The organism is Spirosoma sp. 48-14 (assembly GCF_001898575.1).
Classification (GTDB): Bacteria; Bacteroidota; Bacteroidia; order Cytophagales; family Spirosomataceae; genus Spirosoma.
Genome location: NZ_MKUD01000005.1, coordinates 1 through 15,984, shown reverse-complemented (window position 1 = coordinate 15,984; position 15,984 = coordinate 1). Strand labels below are relative to the sequence as shown.

The 15,984-nt window shown below is 51.9% G+C and carries 9 protein-coding genes and 1 pseudogene; 7 read left to right on the top strand and 3 right to left on the bottom strand.

The window, feature by feature from the left end:
* A pseudogene (locus BGO59_RS05425) lies at nucleotides 1–977 on the bottom strand (hypothetical protein); the annotation flags it as partial.
* A 333-nt stretch (nucleotides 978–1,310) separates the two neighbouring features.
* Here BGO59_RS05425 and BGO59_RS05420 point away from each other — a divergent pair.
* Both BGO59_RS05420 and BGO59_RS05415 read left to right on the top strand, forming a co-directional pair.
* On the top strand, nucleotides 1,311–2,390 hold the full coding sequence (locus BGO59_RS05420; RefSeq protein ID WP_293681737.1) for a sensor histidine kinase: 1,080 nt from the start codon (nucleotides 1,311–1,313) through the stop codon (nucleotides 2,388–2,390).
* 94 nt (nucleotides 2,391–2,484) lie between these two features.
* Nucleotides 2,485–2,664 (top strand): hypothetical protein, encoded by a 180-nt coding sequence (locus tag BGO59_RS05415; RefSeq protein WP_293681734.1) that lies wholly within the window; start codon nucleotides 2,485–2,487, stop codon nucleotides 2,662–2,664.
* A gap of 120 nt (nucleotides 2,665–2,784) precedes the next feature.
* Here the strand turns inward: BGO59_RS05415 and BGO59_RS05410 are convergent, their stop codons facing one another.
* A complete protein-coding gene (locus BGO59_RS05410; protein WP_293681731.1) occupies nucleotides 2,785–5,892 on the bottom strand; it encodes a hypothetical protein in 3,108 nt (1,035 codons plus the stop codon).
* Between the two features lie 347 nt (nucleotides 5,893–6,239).
* Nucleotides 6,240–6,671: a hypothetical protein gene (locus BGO59_RS05405; protein ID WP_293681728.1), complete on the bottom strand. Its 432-nt coding sequence runs from the start codon at nucleotides 6,669–6,671 to the stop codon at nucleotides 6,240–6,242.
* A 554-nt stretch (nucleotides 6,672–7,225) separates the two neighbouring features.
* Between BGO59_RS05405 and BGO59_RS05400 the strand changes: the two genes are divergently transcribed.
* From BGO59_RS05400 to BGO59_RS05380, 5 genes are all read left to right on the top strand, one after another.
* Nucleotides 7,226–9,181 carry a helix-turn-helix domain-containing protein gene (locus BGO59_RS05400; protein WP_293681725.1) on the top strand — a complete coding sequence of 652 codons (1,956 nt, stop codon included), beginning with the start codon at nucleotides 7,226–7,228 and terminating at the stop codon, nucleotides 9,179–9,181.
* Nucleotides 9,182–9,327: 146 nt separating this feature from the next.
* Nucleotides 9,328–9,750 carry a nuclear transport factor 2 family protein gene (locus BGO59_RS05395; RefSeq protein ID WP_293681722.1) on the top strand — a complete coding sequence of 141 codons (423 nt, stop codon included), beginning with the start codon at nucleotides 9,328–9,330 and terminating at the stop codon, nucleotides 9,748–9,750.
* A gap of 48 nt (nucleotides 9,751–9,798) precedes the next feature.
* Nucleotides 9,799–13,086: a choice-of-anchor Q domain-containing protein gene (locus tag BGO59_RS05390; RefSeq protein ID WP_293681720.1), complete on the top strand. Its 3,288-nt coding sequence runs from the start codon at nucleotides 9,799–9,801 to the stop codon at nucleotides 13,084–13,086.
* Between the two features lie 68 nt (nucleotides 13,087–13,154).
* On the top strand, nucleotides 13,155–13,529 hold the full coding sequence (locus BGO59_RS05385) for a LytTR family DNA-binding domain-containing protein (RefSeq protein WP_293681717.1): 375 nt from the start codon (nucleotides 13,155–13,157) through the stop codon (nucleotides 13,527–13,529).
* Nucleotides 13,530–13,604: 75 nt separating this feature from the next.
* Nucleotides 13,605–15,984 (top strand): right-handed parallel beta-helix repeat-containing protein (locus BGO59_RS05380; RefSeq protein WP_293681714.1); only part of this gene is annotated, 2,380 nt, incomplete at its 3' end.

Below are 15,984 nucleotides of genomic sequence, written 5' to 3'. Positions count from 1 at the left end.
TTGCCACCGCCCGGTACCTGATAGTTCCAGGGGTCGCCATTGTAGTTGGCTGTGCCGCCATAGGTGCCAAAGTCTCGGTAGGGAATGCCTAATGAATTGAGGGTAGGGTCAGCGTATTTTCGTTTTCGGGCTTCGTACCAGGCAGTGTATTGGGGTGCGGTGTCGGGCATCCCATAAACTCCCTCCTGAATTTCGTTGGCTTCGAAGAGTGCGCAGGGAATGGTATTGCTGGCGCGGTTGATGTCGTCGTTGCTGAGGCTTTTGGCGGGGTATGCCCCGGCTTCGGTGCCGGTGTAAGGGCCAGGGGCACCCGACACAGCCAGGTTGATGCTGTGCGTCCAGTTTACCCGCTGACTATTGCCGAGATTCGTATCCATGGCGGCAACCACTCCCCCTCTGCGTGCTGATACTACACTGTCGGATGCGGTGTCAAATCGTTTACGAACAATCGTAAAAATCCGGTTGTCGGGAATGGTAAACGAAGGCGCATCTTTCGAACCGCGTGACTGCCAGATGTCGGTTGGTGCCAGCCAGGATGGTCGTGTAATGCGATAGGGCAGAACGGATGAGTCCGTTTGGGGCGGATCAGTCCCCAGAAACAACTGTACAAAAGCCCGTCTTGTCCAGTTAAACGGATGGTCGGTGTTCCACGCAACAGCCAACTGAATCGAGATGCTATCGCCCGGCCTGAAGTCATACGTAGTCGGTAAGCTCTTAACGGCGGGCATTCCGCCAATGAAATAAAACGTCGACTCTCCGGGATTCAGCGTAAACTGAGCAGTATTCACAATTCGGGCTTTGCCATTACTCCACTGAACTGCCGGTGAGAACAGATTGGGGTTGGCAACTATCATTTGAACCGGAATATCGCCTACAGGCGTAAAATCAGCATTGGCGGCCGATACGTACGTATCGTAAACAATAGATTCGGGGGTAAACTCACTATTTAAAGCTGCTACAGATGTATCATTGGCCATATGTCATCTTACTATTGAAAAAGAGGTACATCAATCCTGATAAGCCTCCCAAAGACAAAAATTAGGCCAAATGCACACGTATTCATAAGATACTGACTGCCAAAACATTACAGAAAAGTCTTTATTTATTATTACTTCCTGGTTATCTATACCACTACGTCCGTCATTAGTCTGCTGAACACTACGGACAGAAGTCACCTATAAACGGTTCCTGTTCCGTTTTCAACGAGACAGCCTGCAGAAACGACACTTCAAGCTGAAAGCAGGTGTCGTTCTCAAAAAATAGTCTCTATTTGCAGTCGTAACAATTCGGTCCGGTTTAGTCCGTTTATCATGATTCAGTCCGTTGCAGCTTTCTGTCGGCGTTTACCGCACATTCGTCCCCAGACTCAATGGCATTTTCTGTTATTGTTCCCCTGGTTTATACCTCTCCTGACCTACTGGGTCATAGGCGAACGCTACTGGTCGGACATAAAGACATTTATTACGGCAACAACCCTCAATCTGACCATTGCTGGCACCTGTCTGTTTACACTCGATCAACTTACGCAAGATGTTATTCGTCGCTACCCCGACCTGGACCAGACCTGGCAACGTGTCTGGCGATTATTAACAGCGTTTATGCTGGTAACCCCCTGCTTTGTTTTTGGTACGATCGGACTATATGACTATTTTCATTTGTTCGGCTATACCCATGATGATTCAGCATTACCCATCAGCCGTATTCTACTGATCAACATCCTGGCAAATCTACTTTCGGTAAGTATCGACGAAAGCTCCTATTCGCTGAAAAAATGGAGAGAGAATACTTTTGAGAAAGAGCAGTTGAAGAAAATAAATATTCAGAGTCAGTTGGAAAGCCTGAAGAGCCAGGTAAACCCCCATTTTCTGTTTAATAGCCTGAATACGCTATCATCGTTGATTGATGATGACCCCGAAAAGGCCGAAGAATTTGTCGATCAGATGGCGAATGTGTATCGATACCTGCTACAAACCAATGCAGGCTCCCTCACAATGCTGCAAACCGAATTGTCATTTATTGAATCCTATTTTCACCTGCTTAAAACCCGCTACGGGGCCGGTATTTTTCTAAGCATCGATGTATCCCCCCGCTACACTAACTTCCTGCTTCCTCCGCTCACGCTACAGATGCTGGTCGAAAATGCGGTCAAACACAATATCATACTGGCTAGTAAACCGCTTACCATCGACATTAAAACTACAGAGGACGGCCAACTGCTGGTACTAAACAACCTTCAGCGAAAAACCGGACGGGTTCTATCGAATCAGGTCGGCCTGTCGAACATAACCGCCAAATATCGACTCCTTACACACATCACACCGGTTGTCTCCGACGATGGACACTATTTCATCGTTCGCCTGCCCTTACTCAGTCCCGCAAAAGCCATCTGATTCAGCCGGATCATTACCTAATTATCGCGGTTGGGTAGCTAACAAAACTGCTGGGAGTGGGTTATCCCGGTATGCAACAAAACACCTATTAATTATGCCAAAAGGAGACAAATCGGCGTATACCGACAAGCAAAAACGGCAGGCCGAACACATCGAAGAAGGGTATGAAGACCGTGGCGTATCGCACGAAGAAGCGGAACGCCGGGCCTGGGCAACGGTCAACAAAACATCGGGAGGTGGTAAGAAAAGCGGTTCAGGACGCGGCCATCACTAACGAACTGTACTTTATTGAATCATCCCGAACGTTGATGATAAGCCTGAACTACCCATTCAGAAGATAGCAGACTTACCATAAACATTGGGGATGATTCAAATTAGACCTTATACTACATGGCTATATGCCGTTCAGAATACGGGCAAAAACATTATTAAGCCGGTTTACATCATACTGGTTACCCGAATCATCAGCTACATTGACGGTTATGTTAGATACACTGCCCGAATTCGCTGTTGTCCGGGTGACAGTAAAGCCCAGATTCTGGGTTGAACTAGCCCCCACCGACTCCCCACTGTTGATGGATAAACTTAGCTGCTGGTTATCGCGATTATTGCTAACGGTCCATTTATTATTTTGCACAGTAACCGCATTGGTACCTCCCCCTGATATAATCATACTGGTCAGCGAACTATTGAAGGTTACTGTATAGCCTACTGGTACGGTGATGGTAATAATGATATTCCCGGTAGACGTCGCCCCGTTTACTTCCTGTAATTGAACCAGAAAGTTTTTACTGTCACCAGCCGAGAAATTAGCATCAAGTAAGTTTATAATGGGCGACAGATCAGGGCCTGACAGAGCCGTAACACTCACAAGAGCCGCCTGACTACACGCACCGCTGGTAGCAATGACGGTGAAGGTCTGAATACCAGTGGTGGTTAAACTGGCCGAAACCGCTGAACTCGAAGCTGGTGTTGTAAACGAGGCTGTTGCTGGCGCTATCCACTGGTACGAACTACCCCCAGACGCAGTTAAACTCACCACTACCCCCACGTTGGCCATGGACAGGTTAGCTCCCGCCGAAACAGAAAGCGCCGTATTACTAAAGACAATAGTGCTAGTAGTAGCCGTACAGCCATTGGCGCCCGTCACTGTCACCGAATAGGTATTAGCCGTATTCACGGCCAGCGTGTTTCCCGTGCTGTTATTGGTCCATCGATAGGTGCCTCCGCCCGTAGCGGTCAGGCTCAGGCTGGTGGTGGTACAGGTGAGGGTGGTGCTGGCCGGAGTCAGAATGTTGGCCGTAGGTGCCGTGGTGTTGGCGTCAATCACCTGCGAGTCCACAGCCGTACAGCCATTAGCGCCCGTCACTGTCACCGAATAGGTATTAGCCGTATTCACGGCCAGCGTGTTTCCCGTGCTGTTGTTGGTCCATCGATAGGTGCCTCCACCCGTAGCGGTCAGGCTTAGGCTGGTAGTGGTACAGGTGAGGGTGGTGCTGGCCGGAGTCAGAATGTTGGCCGTAGGTGCCGTAGTATTGCTGTTAATTATCTGAGTGTCTACTGCCGTACAGCCATCTACAGATGTTACGGTTACTGTATACGTTCCCGGCCCAGTAACACTTCTGATAGCATTCGTAGATGCGTTGTCCCAACGATAGGTGCCCCCACCCGTTGCCGTAAGACTTATACTGGTGGTGGTACAGGTGAGGGTAGTGCTGGCCGGAGCCAGAATGTTGGCCGTAGGTAAGGCATTAATGGTCACGGCGGTTGAACCTGAAGCGGTCTGGCTATTGTTGCTGATTGTCAGCGTAAAATTCTGATTACCTGAACCACTGGCTAGCATCGACTGACTGAAGGAAGCACTGGACGAAGAGCCCGTGGTGGTAGAGCTGCCATTGGTTACCGTATACGAATAGGCCCCTGATGTGTTGCCGATTGTGGCCGTAAACGTGATAGGTGATCCGACACAAACGGTGTTATCGACAGCCGCAAAACCCGTAGCACTCGGCCCGGAAGCGGGGAAATTGGCAGAGGCAATAAAACTTATCACACTCGTTCCAGTCGAACTCAGTGTATACGCACCAAAGGTTGCTCCAGTGCGAGCAAAACCACTGGTATAGACCGTCGTACCATTGACGTGGATCGATACCGCCACATCTGAACTGGAACTACCTCCATTTAGGGCTCCAGCACCCGACACGGTATTGCCATTGTCGGTAAAGCGTGCTACTAACGCATCGTTACTGTTGGTACCACCCGTTCCGGTTACGGTAGAGTTGGCAATGGTAACCGTTCCGGAAAACAAGCCAGCCACATATATAGTTGACCCACTCACTTGCACTGCGTTCCCCGTACTTTGATTACTAGCCGACGCTACACCCGTGGCCCAACGATTGGTGACAGATGTCCCAGCATCGGTTACTTTAGCCAGGTATAAATTAAACGATGAGCCGTAGCCATTGCTAAGTTGGGTACCCGCCACTGTTCCATTCTGATAAATTCCACCTGTGAAGTAAATATCAGAACCGTTGTTCGTAAGGCCAAACAGCGAGTCATTTCCGCCAGAGCCCCCCCCCTTGGTGGCCCAGACTCCACTCACCGACGAACCGTTATCGGTAAATTTAGCAACGAAAACATCCACATCTGTTGTACTGGACGAGGTCAATGTACTCCCATTCAGCGCCATCGAATTAACAAAGGTTCCCCCAATGTAAATACTGGAGCCATTTAAGGTGATTGCCCGCACCACATCATTTGCGCTACCACCGGCGGCAGTAGCCCAATTGCTTGACACAGACGTGCCATTGTCAGTATATTTAGCCAGAAAAATATCGCTACCGCCATTGCTCGTAAACTGACTGCCGGCAATGGTGGCTGTACCAGAGAAACGGCCCGTCAAATAGACACTACTACCACTGGCAGCTACGGCATAACCGGTTTCATTCGTACTGGTACCACCCGCACTGATAGCCCAACCATTGCTGACCGAGTTCCCATTATCAACATATTTAGCCAGAAAAATATCGCTACCACTAGTGCCGGCGTTGGTAAGAGTAACCCCGGCGATTATGGCCGAAGTCAAACCAAAGCTACCCGATACATAAACATTTGACCCACTAACAGCAATCCCAACGCTGCCAACATTATTTGCCGAAGTGACCCAGATCCATTTAGAGGCAGCTAGGTCCCATTTGCCTACAAACATAGCTGAGTTACCATCCGGCGTACCATTTAACGTAGTATTCCCTGTGGTAGTGGGAAACGTAACCTCATAATTAAAAGAACCTGTCACAAACAGGTGCCCATTGTTATCATAAGTTGACGCAGCAATGGTAGTAGCTGCGGAAGTCGCAGATAAAGGATTACTGACCGATACTGCCGACTGCCAGGATGGGTTCTGTGCACTGACCGATTGTTGAAACAGAAGAAACAGGCAACCGAGTAAGGCAACGACGTGAGGGAACGAGTTGGTGTGTGTGTTTCGGTACAAGAGTAGTTTCATAAAACTTGATTTTAGTGAATACACATGAAGAATACCGAAAGACCGCATAGGGAATTTGTCTCCCATGTTGGTGTATCGGTATCCTATCAGTGACACATAGATAAATCACGTTTTTAATTACACTACATTTAAAAAAAAATAATTTATTATTTGGGCTTACCCATTAAAAGTATCAAATCATATTCAAAATGTAACTGTTTCACCAAACTCTCAAAGGAGCCCTACCATGATAAAGTCCTATGATTCGCCAACTATAACAGGGGCTTTTACAAAGTCATTTCCAACATTCGGAATAATCCACACGGATAGTCAACATCTTACCATCAGATACAGATCAATCCGTACAGTTATTTGGTAGCCGAGATGGTAAACACTTCACCCGTGCCGTCTTCACCTTCCACACTCAGTTTATTTCCGTTTATCTTGGCAATCACGTTGTTGTTGTACTGTAACTCGACCGTTCCGCCCGTTTCTACAACCGACACATTGCTGGCGGCATCATCGGCATAGACTTCATTGGTCGACTTCAGCAACAGATTCATTTTGATCGATACCGTTGTTGCCGACTGGCGGGTTACCGTAATCGTACCTTTCAGGTTTGTTTCGCTGGCCGGATAGGTTTTTCCACCCGTTGCCAGTTCGGAGAACGTGTAGGTACCTGCTACCCGGGCGCCCAGATCGGGATTCAAATCCGTATCCGTTTTTTTGCAGGCCGATAAAGACGCTACGAACAGAATCGCCAGGATCGTAAAAATGCGAAAAGAGAGTCGTGTGCTCATTGTATTTGTTGTTTTTGGTTATAAGAGGATTTTACTAGCCGGTTGCTGCCGGTCTGATGATGCAAAGATGGCCGACAGGTACCACCTGCCGAAGTAACTCATGCACCAACTGTCGAAAGAGGAGTCTCAACAGGAAAATCTGCCGGATGAAGCGAATACGTCGGAACCGATCCTTTGCTCCAGTACTAGGTAACCTAAAACCAAACTTCAGATAACTACATTTATTAATTTGTCAACAAATACTAGTCTTTCAGGCATAAATCCTTAACTTTCCTGACCCAAAAAGCACGGACATTATCGATTGTGAGTACTCTCAGTTTCTGTATCCTTTTCCAATACCGTCAACCACACATCAGCCTATACCTGGCCGATCCAGCCTTTTCACTGAATCGATTTCTCCGGTCAGTAAGCCAGCATAGTCCATCCATAAATCGAGCGATTAAGCAACCAACTGGTCCCTCCCGCTTCGTATCTGATCGACGGCGGTTCAGGAAGCTGCCGGAAACGAACACAGGCAGGTTTACCCAAACGATCGATCAACGCTGAGCCTGCTCATGAATACCAGTGGCTCACCCCTGCTTGATCAACTCGATAAGCTGATTGACCAGCGGCTCGAGGATCCTTCATTCACCCTGGAGGCAATTTGCCAGCATCTGAGTGTGAGTCGTTCGCAACTTTACCGGATTGTCAAAGACGAGACGCAGCTCTCCACGACCCGCTACCTCCGAAAACGCAGGCTACTCAAAACCAGAGAATTGCTCCTGGAAACCGATCTACGGATTTCGGAAATATGCGACCGCGTAGGCCTCACTAGTCCACAGAACCTGAGTACCTATTTTGCCGAGGAGTTTGGCCTCTCCCCCACCGAATTCCGAAAAAAACATTGTCCGGAGGAAGCCGAAGAACCCGTGGACCCTATCGAGGAACCAGCTCTTGATTCACCCACGCTGGCGCTGCCCAACCCTATTCAACCACCGAGGGGCTGGTTCAGCAACTCCCGCCGACGACTCCTCCTGGGCGTTGGCGGGAGCCTACTGTTTCTGGCTGGGCTGGTCATATACTGGCTAAAGCGACCCAACGAGCCAGGTTTGATCGACGGTACGGCCGTTAACTCACTGGCTCTGGTGCCGTTTGTAAACCTGGGTGACGCCGACAGCAGTCCAGCCTGCGAAGGCGTTATGGACGAGATTTATGCCTCCGTGACCCTGCTGAAAAACCTGACGGTCATTGCCCGGTCCTCATCGGATCAATATCGTAATACCCAGAAAACCAGCTGGCAAATTGGCGACGAACTTCATGTGGCTCATTTATTGAAAGGAAGTGTGCTGAAAACGGGCCGCCAACTCCAGGTAAAACTCGAACTCATTAACACTCAGGACGACATCCGGGAGTGGCAGAAGGTTTACCGGGGTGAATATGCTACGTTGTTTTCAATGACCGACCAGATGGTGCAGGATGTGACCACCCAACTCAACCGGATGGTTAGTTCAGCCAGACCCCAATCGGCTGGAGGTTTGCCTACTGATACCCTGACCGGAGGGGTTGCGCTAGCCCGTCAACCAGCCCGAACCCGAAACCTGGCAGCTTATAACCTGTTTTTGCAGGGCCGCCAGCTGATGATTGACCGAACCAATTCGGGTCTGCTAAACAGCATCAGTCGGTTTGATGCTGCCTTGCGGCTAGACTCGACCTTTGCTGAAGCCTATGCCTACAAGGCTAACGCCTACATGCTGCTGTGGGTACTGAACTACGCCGATGTCAAAGCGACGTATGGTCCCTCTGAGCAGGCTGCTCTCACGGCTATTCGGCTCGACCCTTCCAACAGCACGGCTTATGGGGCACTAGGGTCACTTTATCACAACAGCTACCAGTGGAAAGCGGCCGAGAATGCATTTCGGATTGGCCTTCAGCATAGCCCCAACGACGCTCAGCTTACGTACTGGTACAGCCTGTTGCTGCGGTCGCTGGGCCGCCTGCCCGAAGCCGTCCGCTATAGCCAGCGGGCTATCGAACTGGACCCCTTGTATCCGGTTATGTTAACGGGCCATATTTTGAACTGTGTTTTTCTGGGTGATAAAGCCAAAGCACAGGCAGCCATACGCAGTGGGGAAGGTATTTTCGACCAAGCGTTTATCTATCACCTTGGCAAGGGGTATTACTACCTGAACCTGGCCGACTATAGACAGGCAACGGTCAGTTTCAACAGACTGCACCAACTCAATCCAGCCTACAAAAATTACGAATCGGTGGCGATGTACTGTCTGGCCCGGCAAGGCAAACGCGGTCAGGCGCTGACCTGGTTGTCACACTTACCCAAAACTCCCCGTGGTGACTATGACCGGGCAGTCGTGTTTGCGGGGCTAACCGAGGACGACAGTTGCCTTTACTACCTCAAAAAAGCCGCCGACGGAGGCTTCTATCACCGCGATATGAAACTGAGCCCGCTCTTTAAACCGTACCGAAAGCAAGCCGTCTTCCAGGCCATCCTGCATCAATACCAACTCAACTAAGCGGTCATTTTCGACTACAAATGCACCAATACACGAAGTTTTTTTCGTCCATGCAACCCTACCAAACGTTTTTGAACGAATAGCTAACGCCTTTTTCTTACCGACCTCCCAATTTGGCAGCATCAAATTAGCCCATCGCTGCTGCCATGTCCTTCCGTTTTTTAATTCCTTTTTTGCTGGCTTTGTGGTTGATAGCCTGCGGTGAATTGGCCCCGCCCGATCTGCGTCAGGCCCAGGCCCTCAACCTGCAACTAACCCGCTCCGTACATGCCTGCATCAATCGGCAGGACTGGACGGGGCTGCACAAACTCTTTGCCCCCAGGGTACGCTACCGGGGCCGGGCGCTGGGGGCCGCCGAACAGGAACTGCCCCGCTCCAACTTTCTGGCCAATTACCGTCAGCTATTACAGATCTACCATCCGGGGCAATTTACCCTTCGACAACTCTATTCGGCTGGAGCCTACCATGTCGTGGTTGAAGGCCTGACCACCAACCCCGATACAGTTTATCCCATTTGCCTGATTTACACCATCGAACACCATCAGATAAGCCGGGTGTGTGCTTACTGAGCGCATCATCTTTTACTACCGACTATTTACTCATTCCGAACTACTCGCATGAACGCTCTACATTCACTTTCCTCAAAGAATAGCTGGTATCAGCTTCTTATTACGATCACGATTTTTCTGCTAACCAACTTAAAGGCACTCGCCCAGGCCTGTCCTACTTCGGTCACAATTTCCTCGCCGACTGCTAGTACACTAGGCACCACAGGTACCTGGACCGCCCCCTCCGCCGGCGGCCCTTACAAAGTCCGAATAACCGCTAAAGGGGCCAAAGGGGGAAGTGGCAACAGGGGCTCAGGAGGTTCCGGGGCCACCGTAATCGGTGAATTTATACTAAACAATGGGCAGGCTATCGAGTTGATCGCAGGAGCTGCGGGAGCTGACGCTATCGGTCGGGCACAAGGTGGGGGTGGCGGAGGCAGTGGAGCTCGTTTACAGGCGGCTTCTACCCCTTTACTCATTGCTGGGGCGGGTAGTGGCTCTGGTTATTATGGAGTAAAGGGAGGTAGTCTAGTAGCAGGTACTGGTCAGGGGGGGGCAGGAAATTTCTGTGCTGGCGGTGGTGGTTTATTCAGTAAGGGTGGTGATGGATTCACAAACGGATTTGCAAGAGCTCCGGGTGGTGGAGGGGCTGGCTTTAACGGCGCAGGCGGAGTTGGTGGAGAGTTTGTATCTACAGATATAGGTGGAAACGGGGGTGGAGGTTATGGAGGGGGAGGGGGAGGTCAATATAGCGACATTACGAATTCGGCTGGAGGGGGCGGTTACAGTGGTGGAGAAGGAGGCCGTTCGACGAATACATTTTATACAGGGGATGGAGGTACGTCCATCAATTATGGCACCAACCAGAACAACACAGCGGACAATAACAATGCCGGGGGGCAAGTGATTGTCGAATGCCTGGGTACAGCAGTCGCTTTTGCACCCACCATCACCGCTACCCAACCAGCCAATGGGGCCACCAACGGCAGTGTGAGCATCGACCTGACGGGCGATTTCAACAACAGCACCAACACTGTGGAGTACGCTATTGTGGCGGGTAGCAGCTTCAGCGGAACCCCAGCCTTCACCACCATCAGTTCAGAACCTTTCTCCGTTACGAGTGGTACAGGCACAGTGGCCACAACAGCAGGTAGTAGCTATACCGTTCGCGTCCGGCTCATTTATAACCCGGCTATTTACTACGACTATGCCTACACGCTAACGATACAGCCCACTCGATTGTATGTGAAAGCCAACGCCAGTGGCAACAATACAGGCCTGAACTGGGCCGATGCCTTCAACGACCTGCAAAGTGCCCTCAGATACACCAGCACCCAAAAACTAACCGAAATCTGGGTTGCCCAGGGCACCTACAAGCCCGACGGATTCTTCCGAATGCTAAACGGAGTGACCATCTACGGCGGGTTTGTCGGCAATGAAACCACCCTCTCCGACCGACCCAACGTCAACCCGGTGAGCGATAATCCCTCCAGTTCAACGCTGGGGGGTGGCACCGGCTCCGTCATCTTTAACTCCGATGGCATTATAAGCTCCGCCGTCCTGGATGGATTTGTCATTACCGGCGGCAAGGCCAGCGCCGGGGGAGCCATCTTCAATCTAACCACCGCAGCCGGACAGGTCTGTAGCCCCACCATCCGCAACTGCGCTTTTGTGAATAATTCAGCCGACCAGGGCGGGGCCATCTATAATAGTGGTTTTGGCAACAGCAGCCCAGCGCTTATCAACTGCCTGTTTCTCAATAACTCGTCCCCCGGTCAGGGCGGGGCCATCTATAATAATGGAGCCTCGGGCAATAGCAACCCTACCCTGACCAACTGTAGCTTCGTGGCTAATTCAGCCAACGGGGGCGGGGCCATCTACAATTACGGCGTGGGGGGCAACAGCAATCCAGTGCTGACCAACTGCTCGTTTCTCAATAACTCAAGCACCAGCGACGGAGGGGCAATCGTGAATTTTGGCCTGGCTGGCAAAAGCAGCCCAGTGCTGACCAACTGCTCGTTTCTGTCCAATTCGGCCACTACCCAGGGGGGCGCCCTTAGTAACTATGGCTCTGGAGGAGTAGCCAACCCCAGCCTGATCAACTGTGTACTGTGGAACAACGGGGGCGCTAAATCCATTGCGGTTCAGACTGCTACCGTAACAGCCAGCTACAGTTTGTTCGATAACACCGTGACCGGCTATACCGATGGGGGCAATAACCGCACGACCACCACCTCGCCCTTTACCTCTACCGCCAGCGTAGCCCTCAATACCTGCTCACCCGCCATCAACGCTGGTGATCCGGCTACTACCTCCACCACTGTAGGAAACTCCGACCTGGCCAGCAACCCCCGCTTCTTCAACAACGGACGAATCGACATGGGAGCCGTCGAATATCAGGGGAACCCCAACACGCCCATCGCCTTCACCTCGACACTGGCTTCGGGATCTGCCGTTTGCGTAGGTAGTGCCGTCTCTGTCCCGGTTAGTGTCAGCGGGACCGTCACCGGCTACCAGTGGTATAAAGAGGACAATGCGCTGACTGGCCAAACCACCTCCAGCCTCAGCCTGTCAGCCGCTCAGACGACTGATCAGGGCAGTTATTCACTGGTCGTCTCCGGGGCCTGCAACAGCCTCACCAGCATCGCCTTTAGCCTCACCATCAATACCCCTCCCACAGCAACCATTACGCCAACCCCCAGCAGTACCATCGCCAGTGGAGGCAGCCTCACCCTCACCGCTGCCACAGCCAATAGCTACCTGTGGAGCAATGGTTCAACCAACAACCCGCTGGTACTGACCAACCTCACCAGTGCCACTACCCTTTCTCTCTCAGCAACCACCAATGGATGCTCGGCAACGGCCGCTATCGGTATAACCATCAATACCACCGGACCCGATCTGAGCCCTATTATGCTGCTACCCGATGCCAACTTCCCCAGTACACCCGGAGCCTCCAAGAACTTCGTCGTTCAGGTCCAGGAGGTGGGGGGGTTGCCCACCTCGGCAGGCAACATCACCATCAACCTGTCGGCCCCTTCGGGTTACACCCTGGCATTCGACAATACACTGACCTCCACCGTCGTACCAGGGCCCGACCCCAAACCCGTGCCAGTCAACAATGCTGACTGGCTACTCACCTCCAGCCCCAACGGCCAGCAGATGAGCCTGACCATCAGGCCGGGGGTGTTCATCGCAGCCAACAGCCAATCGGTGGTAGGCTTCATCCTGGTCAGAACCACGGCTAATAGCGGATCGGTAGGCAACATCACCATCAATGTGCAAAACGATTCGGCCAGTACCTACGACAAAAATGCCAGTAACAATGTATACGCTCGCATCCTGAACGGATTGTAGCCTAGGTAGCACCCGATGGGCAATCAGTCAGTGTGCTGATTGCCCATCGGGTAAAACACCCCCAACTCATGAACCTGAAAGCACACCCCGCCACGAAAGGAGCCCAGTTCCGAACCTGCCCCTCGCAGATTCTTTATTTGACAGGCGATGTCAATTATTGCCATATCCATCTCGCCAATGGCCAGATGGTGCTCATGTCGCATACACTCAAGTGGTACGAAGAGCGCTGGCCGGGCTTCATCCGTATTCATAAACAGGCGCTGATCAACCCAACCTACGCCCGCAGTCTCCATTTGTCGATCCCTTTCAGCCGCCATGGCTATGTGAGCATGGCCGATCAGACTGTGCTGCCCATTGCCCGTCGTCGGCTCGCGCTTATTCAGGAAGATCTGGCTCATCTGCCCGTTCAGAAACTGGCCTATCGGCTGACCACCAATCGATAAGCCACTTATTATACCTAACCCGTACGACTGATTTTATAAACCCGAATCCCCAACACACTGGCTAAATCCATCTGTATGAAAACGCTGCTTTACCGTAAACTGAACGCATTCACTCCTTATACCCCATCAAATCGTTTCGTTCTCCTGAACATACGAAACGTGTTGGTCTTCGGGCTTTTGCTGAGCTGGCTAGCCAGCACCACTGCCTTTGCCCAAATCACGCGGTATGTATCCACAACGGGGGTCTCGGCTCCGGCCAGTGCCACGAGTTGGGCGGCCAGCACCACCAGCCTGCAGGGAGCCATTGACTATGTAGCCACTAATGGTGGTGGCCAGGTCTGGGTGGCAGCCGGGGTTTACAAACCCACCACCACCACGGGTCCCGACAGTCGCACCATCAGCTTTGCCATGAAAAACGGCGTGGCCATCTACGGCGGCTTTGTAGGTAATGAGCAAAACATCAGCGACCGACCGACCATTAATCCGCTAACAAACAATCCTTCCAGCACGACACTCAGTGGCGACATTGGGACGGTGGGGGACAAATCTGACAATAGCTACCACGTTATTATCAACATCAGGCTCAACTATTCGGCCATCCTGGATGGTTTTGTAATTACAGGGGGTAAAGCAGATGGAAATGGTTTTAGTATTATTAATGATATTGGTGTAACTATCACTAAAGCATACGGAGGAGGCATTTACAGTACATCAAGCACTCCACAGGTTACGAACTGTACCATTTTCGACAACTCAGCTAGTATATACGGAGGAGGCTCATTCACCGAATTTGGCGGCATAGTGATCACTAACTCTGCCTTCCTCAACAACTCAGCCGGGCAATATGGAGGGGCCGTCTGCAATGGGCCTGGTAGTAACAATTCCCCGATTATTAACTGCCACTTCCTGAATAATGCCGCTTATTGGGAGGGCGGAGCAATCTACATTGGAGACAGTCCACCGATCACAAACTGCTTTTTCAAATCAAATTCGGCGACTTACGGCGGGGCAATCAAGATCGATTATAGCAATTCAAAGGTTACTAACTGCGCCTTCCAAACAAACTCGGCGACTTACGGCGGGGCTATTTATCATGATGGCAACTCGATGTTCATTAACTGCTCTTTCCAAACAAACTCATCGACTTATGGCGGGGCCACTCATCATAATGGCAGCCCGTCGTTCACTAACTGCTCCTTCCAGGGAAACACGGCTCCTAATGGCGCATTAATGTCTACTACTTCTAGTAGGGGTCGTACAGCGATGAACAACTGTGTGGTATTCAATAATGGGGGAGCCAGCGCCATTAATACCCCAAATTCCGCTGGCTTAACGGCCAGCTACAGCCTGTTCGACAATACGATCACCAGCTATACTGACGGGGGAAATAATCTGACGACCACCACCTCCCCCTTTGCTTCTACCGCCAGTGTGGCCCTCAATGCCTGTTCCCCAGCGATCAACGCTGGGCTCAATTCGGCGACGGGATTGAGCGGTATAACTACCGACCTGGACGGCAACCCCCGCTTCTTCAACAGCGGACGCGTCGACATGGGAGCCGTCGAATATCAGGGAAACCCCGGCACGGCCATCGCCTTTACCTCCACATTAGCCTCGGGATCTGCCGTTTGCGTAGGTAGTGCCGTCTCTGTCCCGGTTAGTGTCAGTGGTACCGTCACTGGCTACCAGTGGTATAAAGAGGGAAATGCGCTGACCGATCAAACGGCAGCTACCCTCAACCTGCCAGCCGCTCAGACGACTGATCAGGGCAGTTATTCAGTGGTGGTGACCGGAGCCTGCAACAGTCTAACTAGTACCACCTTCAGCCTGACCGTCAACCCACCCCCTTCGCTGAGTTTAACCAACAATGGCCCCCTCACCTGCTCACTGACCAGTGTCACTTTGACGGCCAGCACCGGCAGCAGCGCCTACCACTTCAGTACCGGGGCCAGCCAATTGGGCGGTAGCGCTGGCAATACAGCCACCGTTGCCAGCCCAGGTATCTACTCCCTGACCGCCCTCAACAGCAGTGGATGCTCGGCCATAACCTCCACCACTGTCACCTCCATGGCCGCCCTGACCCTGTCGGCGGGGGCTTCCCTACCCCAGGCCAATGTGGGCGTCACCGTCAGCCTATCGGCCACCGGAGCATCCGCTTACCAGTGGACAGCGCCAACCACCGCCAGCTTCACCACACCCTCCAACACATCGGCCACATCGGCCAGCCTCACCACCGCTGGCGTCCAGACATTTACCGTCGTGGGTACCACGGGAGCCTGCTCCCAGTCGGCCATCGTCAGCCTCACCGCCCTGGCCGGACCCGACCTATCCCCCCTCATCAATATGCCCAGCGGCAACTTTGCCCCGGGCGAAACCAAAGGCATGCTCATCCAGCTCCAGGAAGTCAACGGGGGCAATGCCACGGGCAACCTCCTCATCACCATCACTGTGCCCA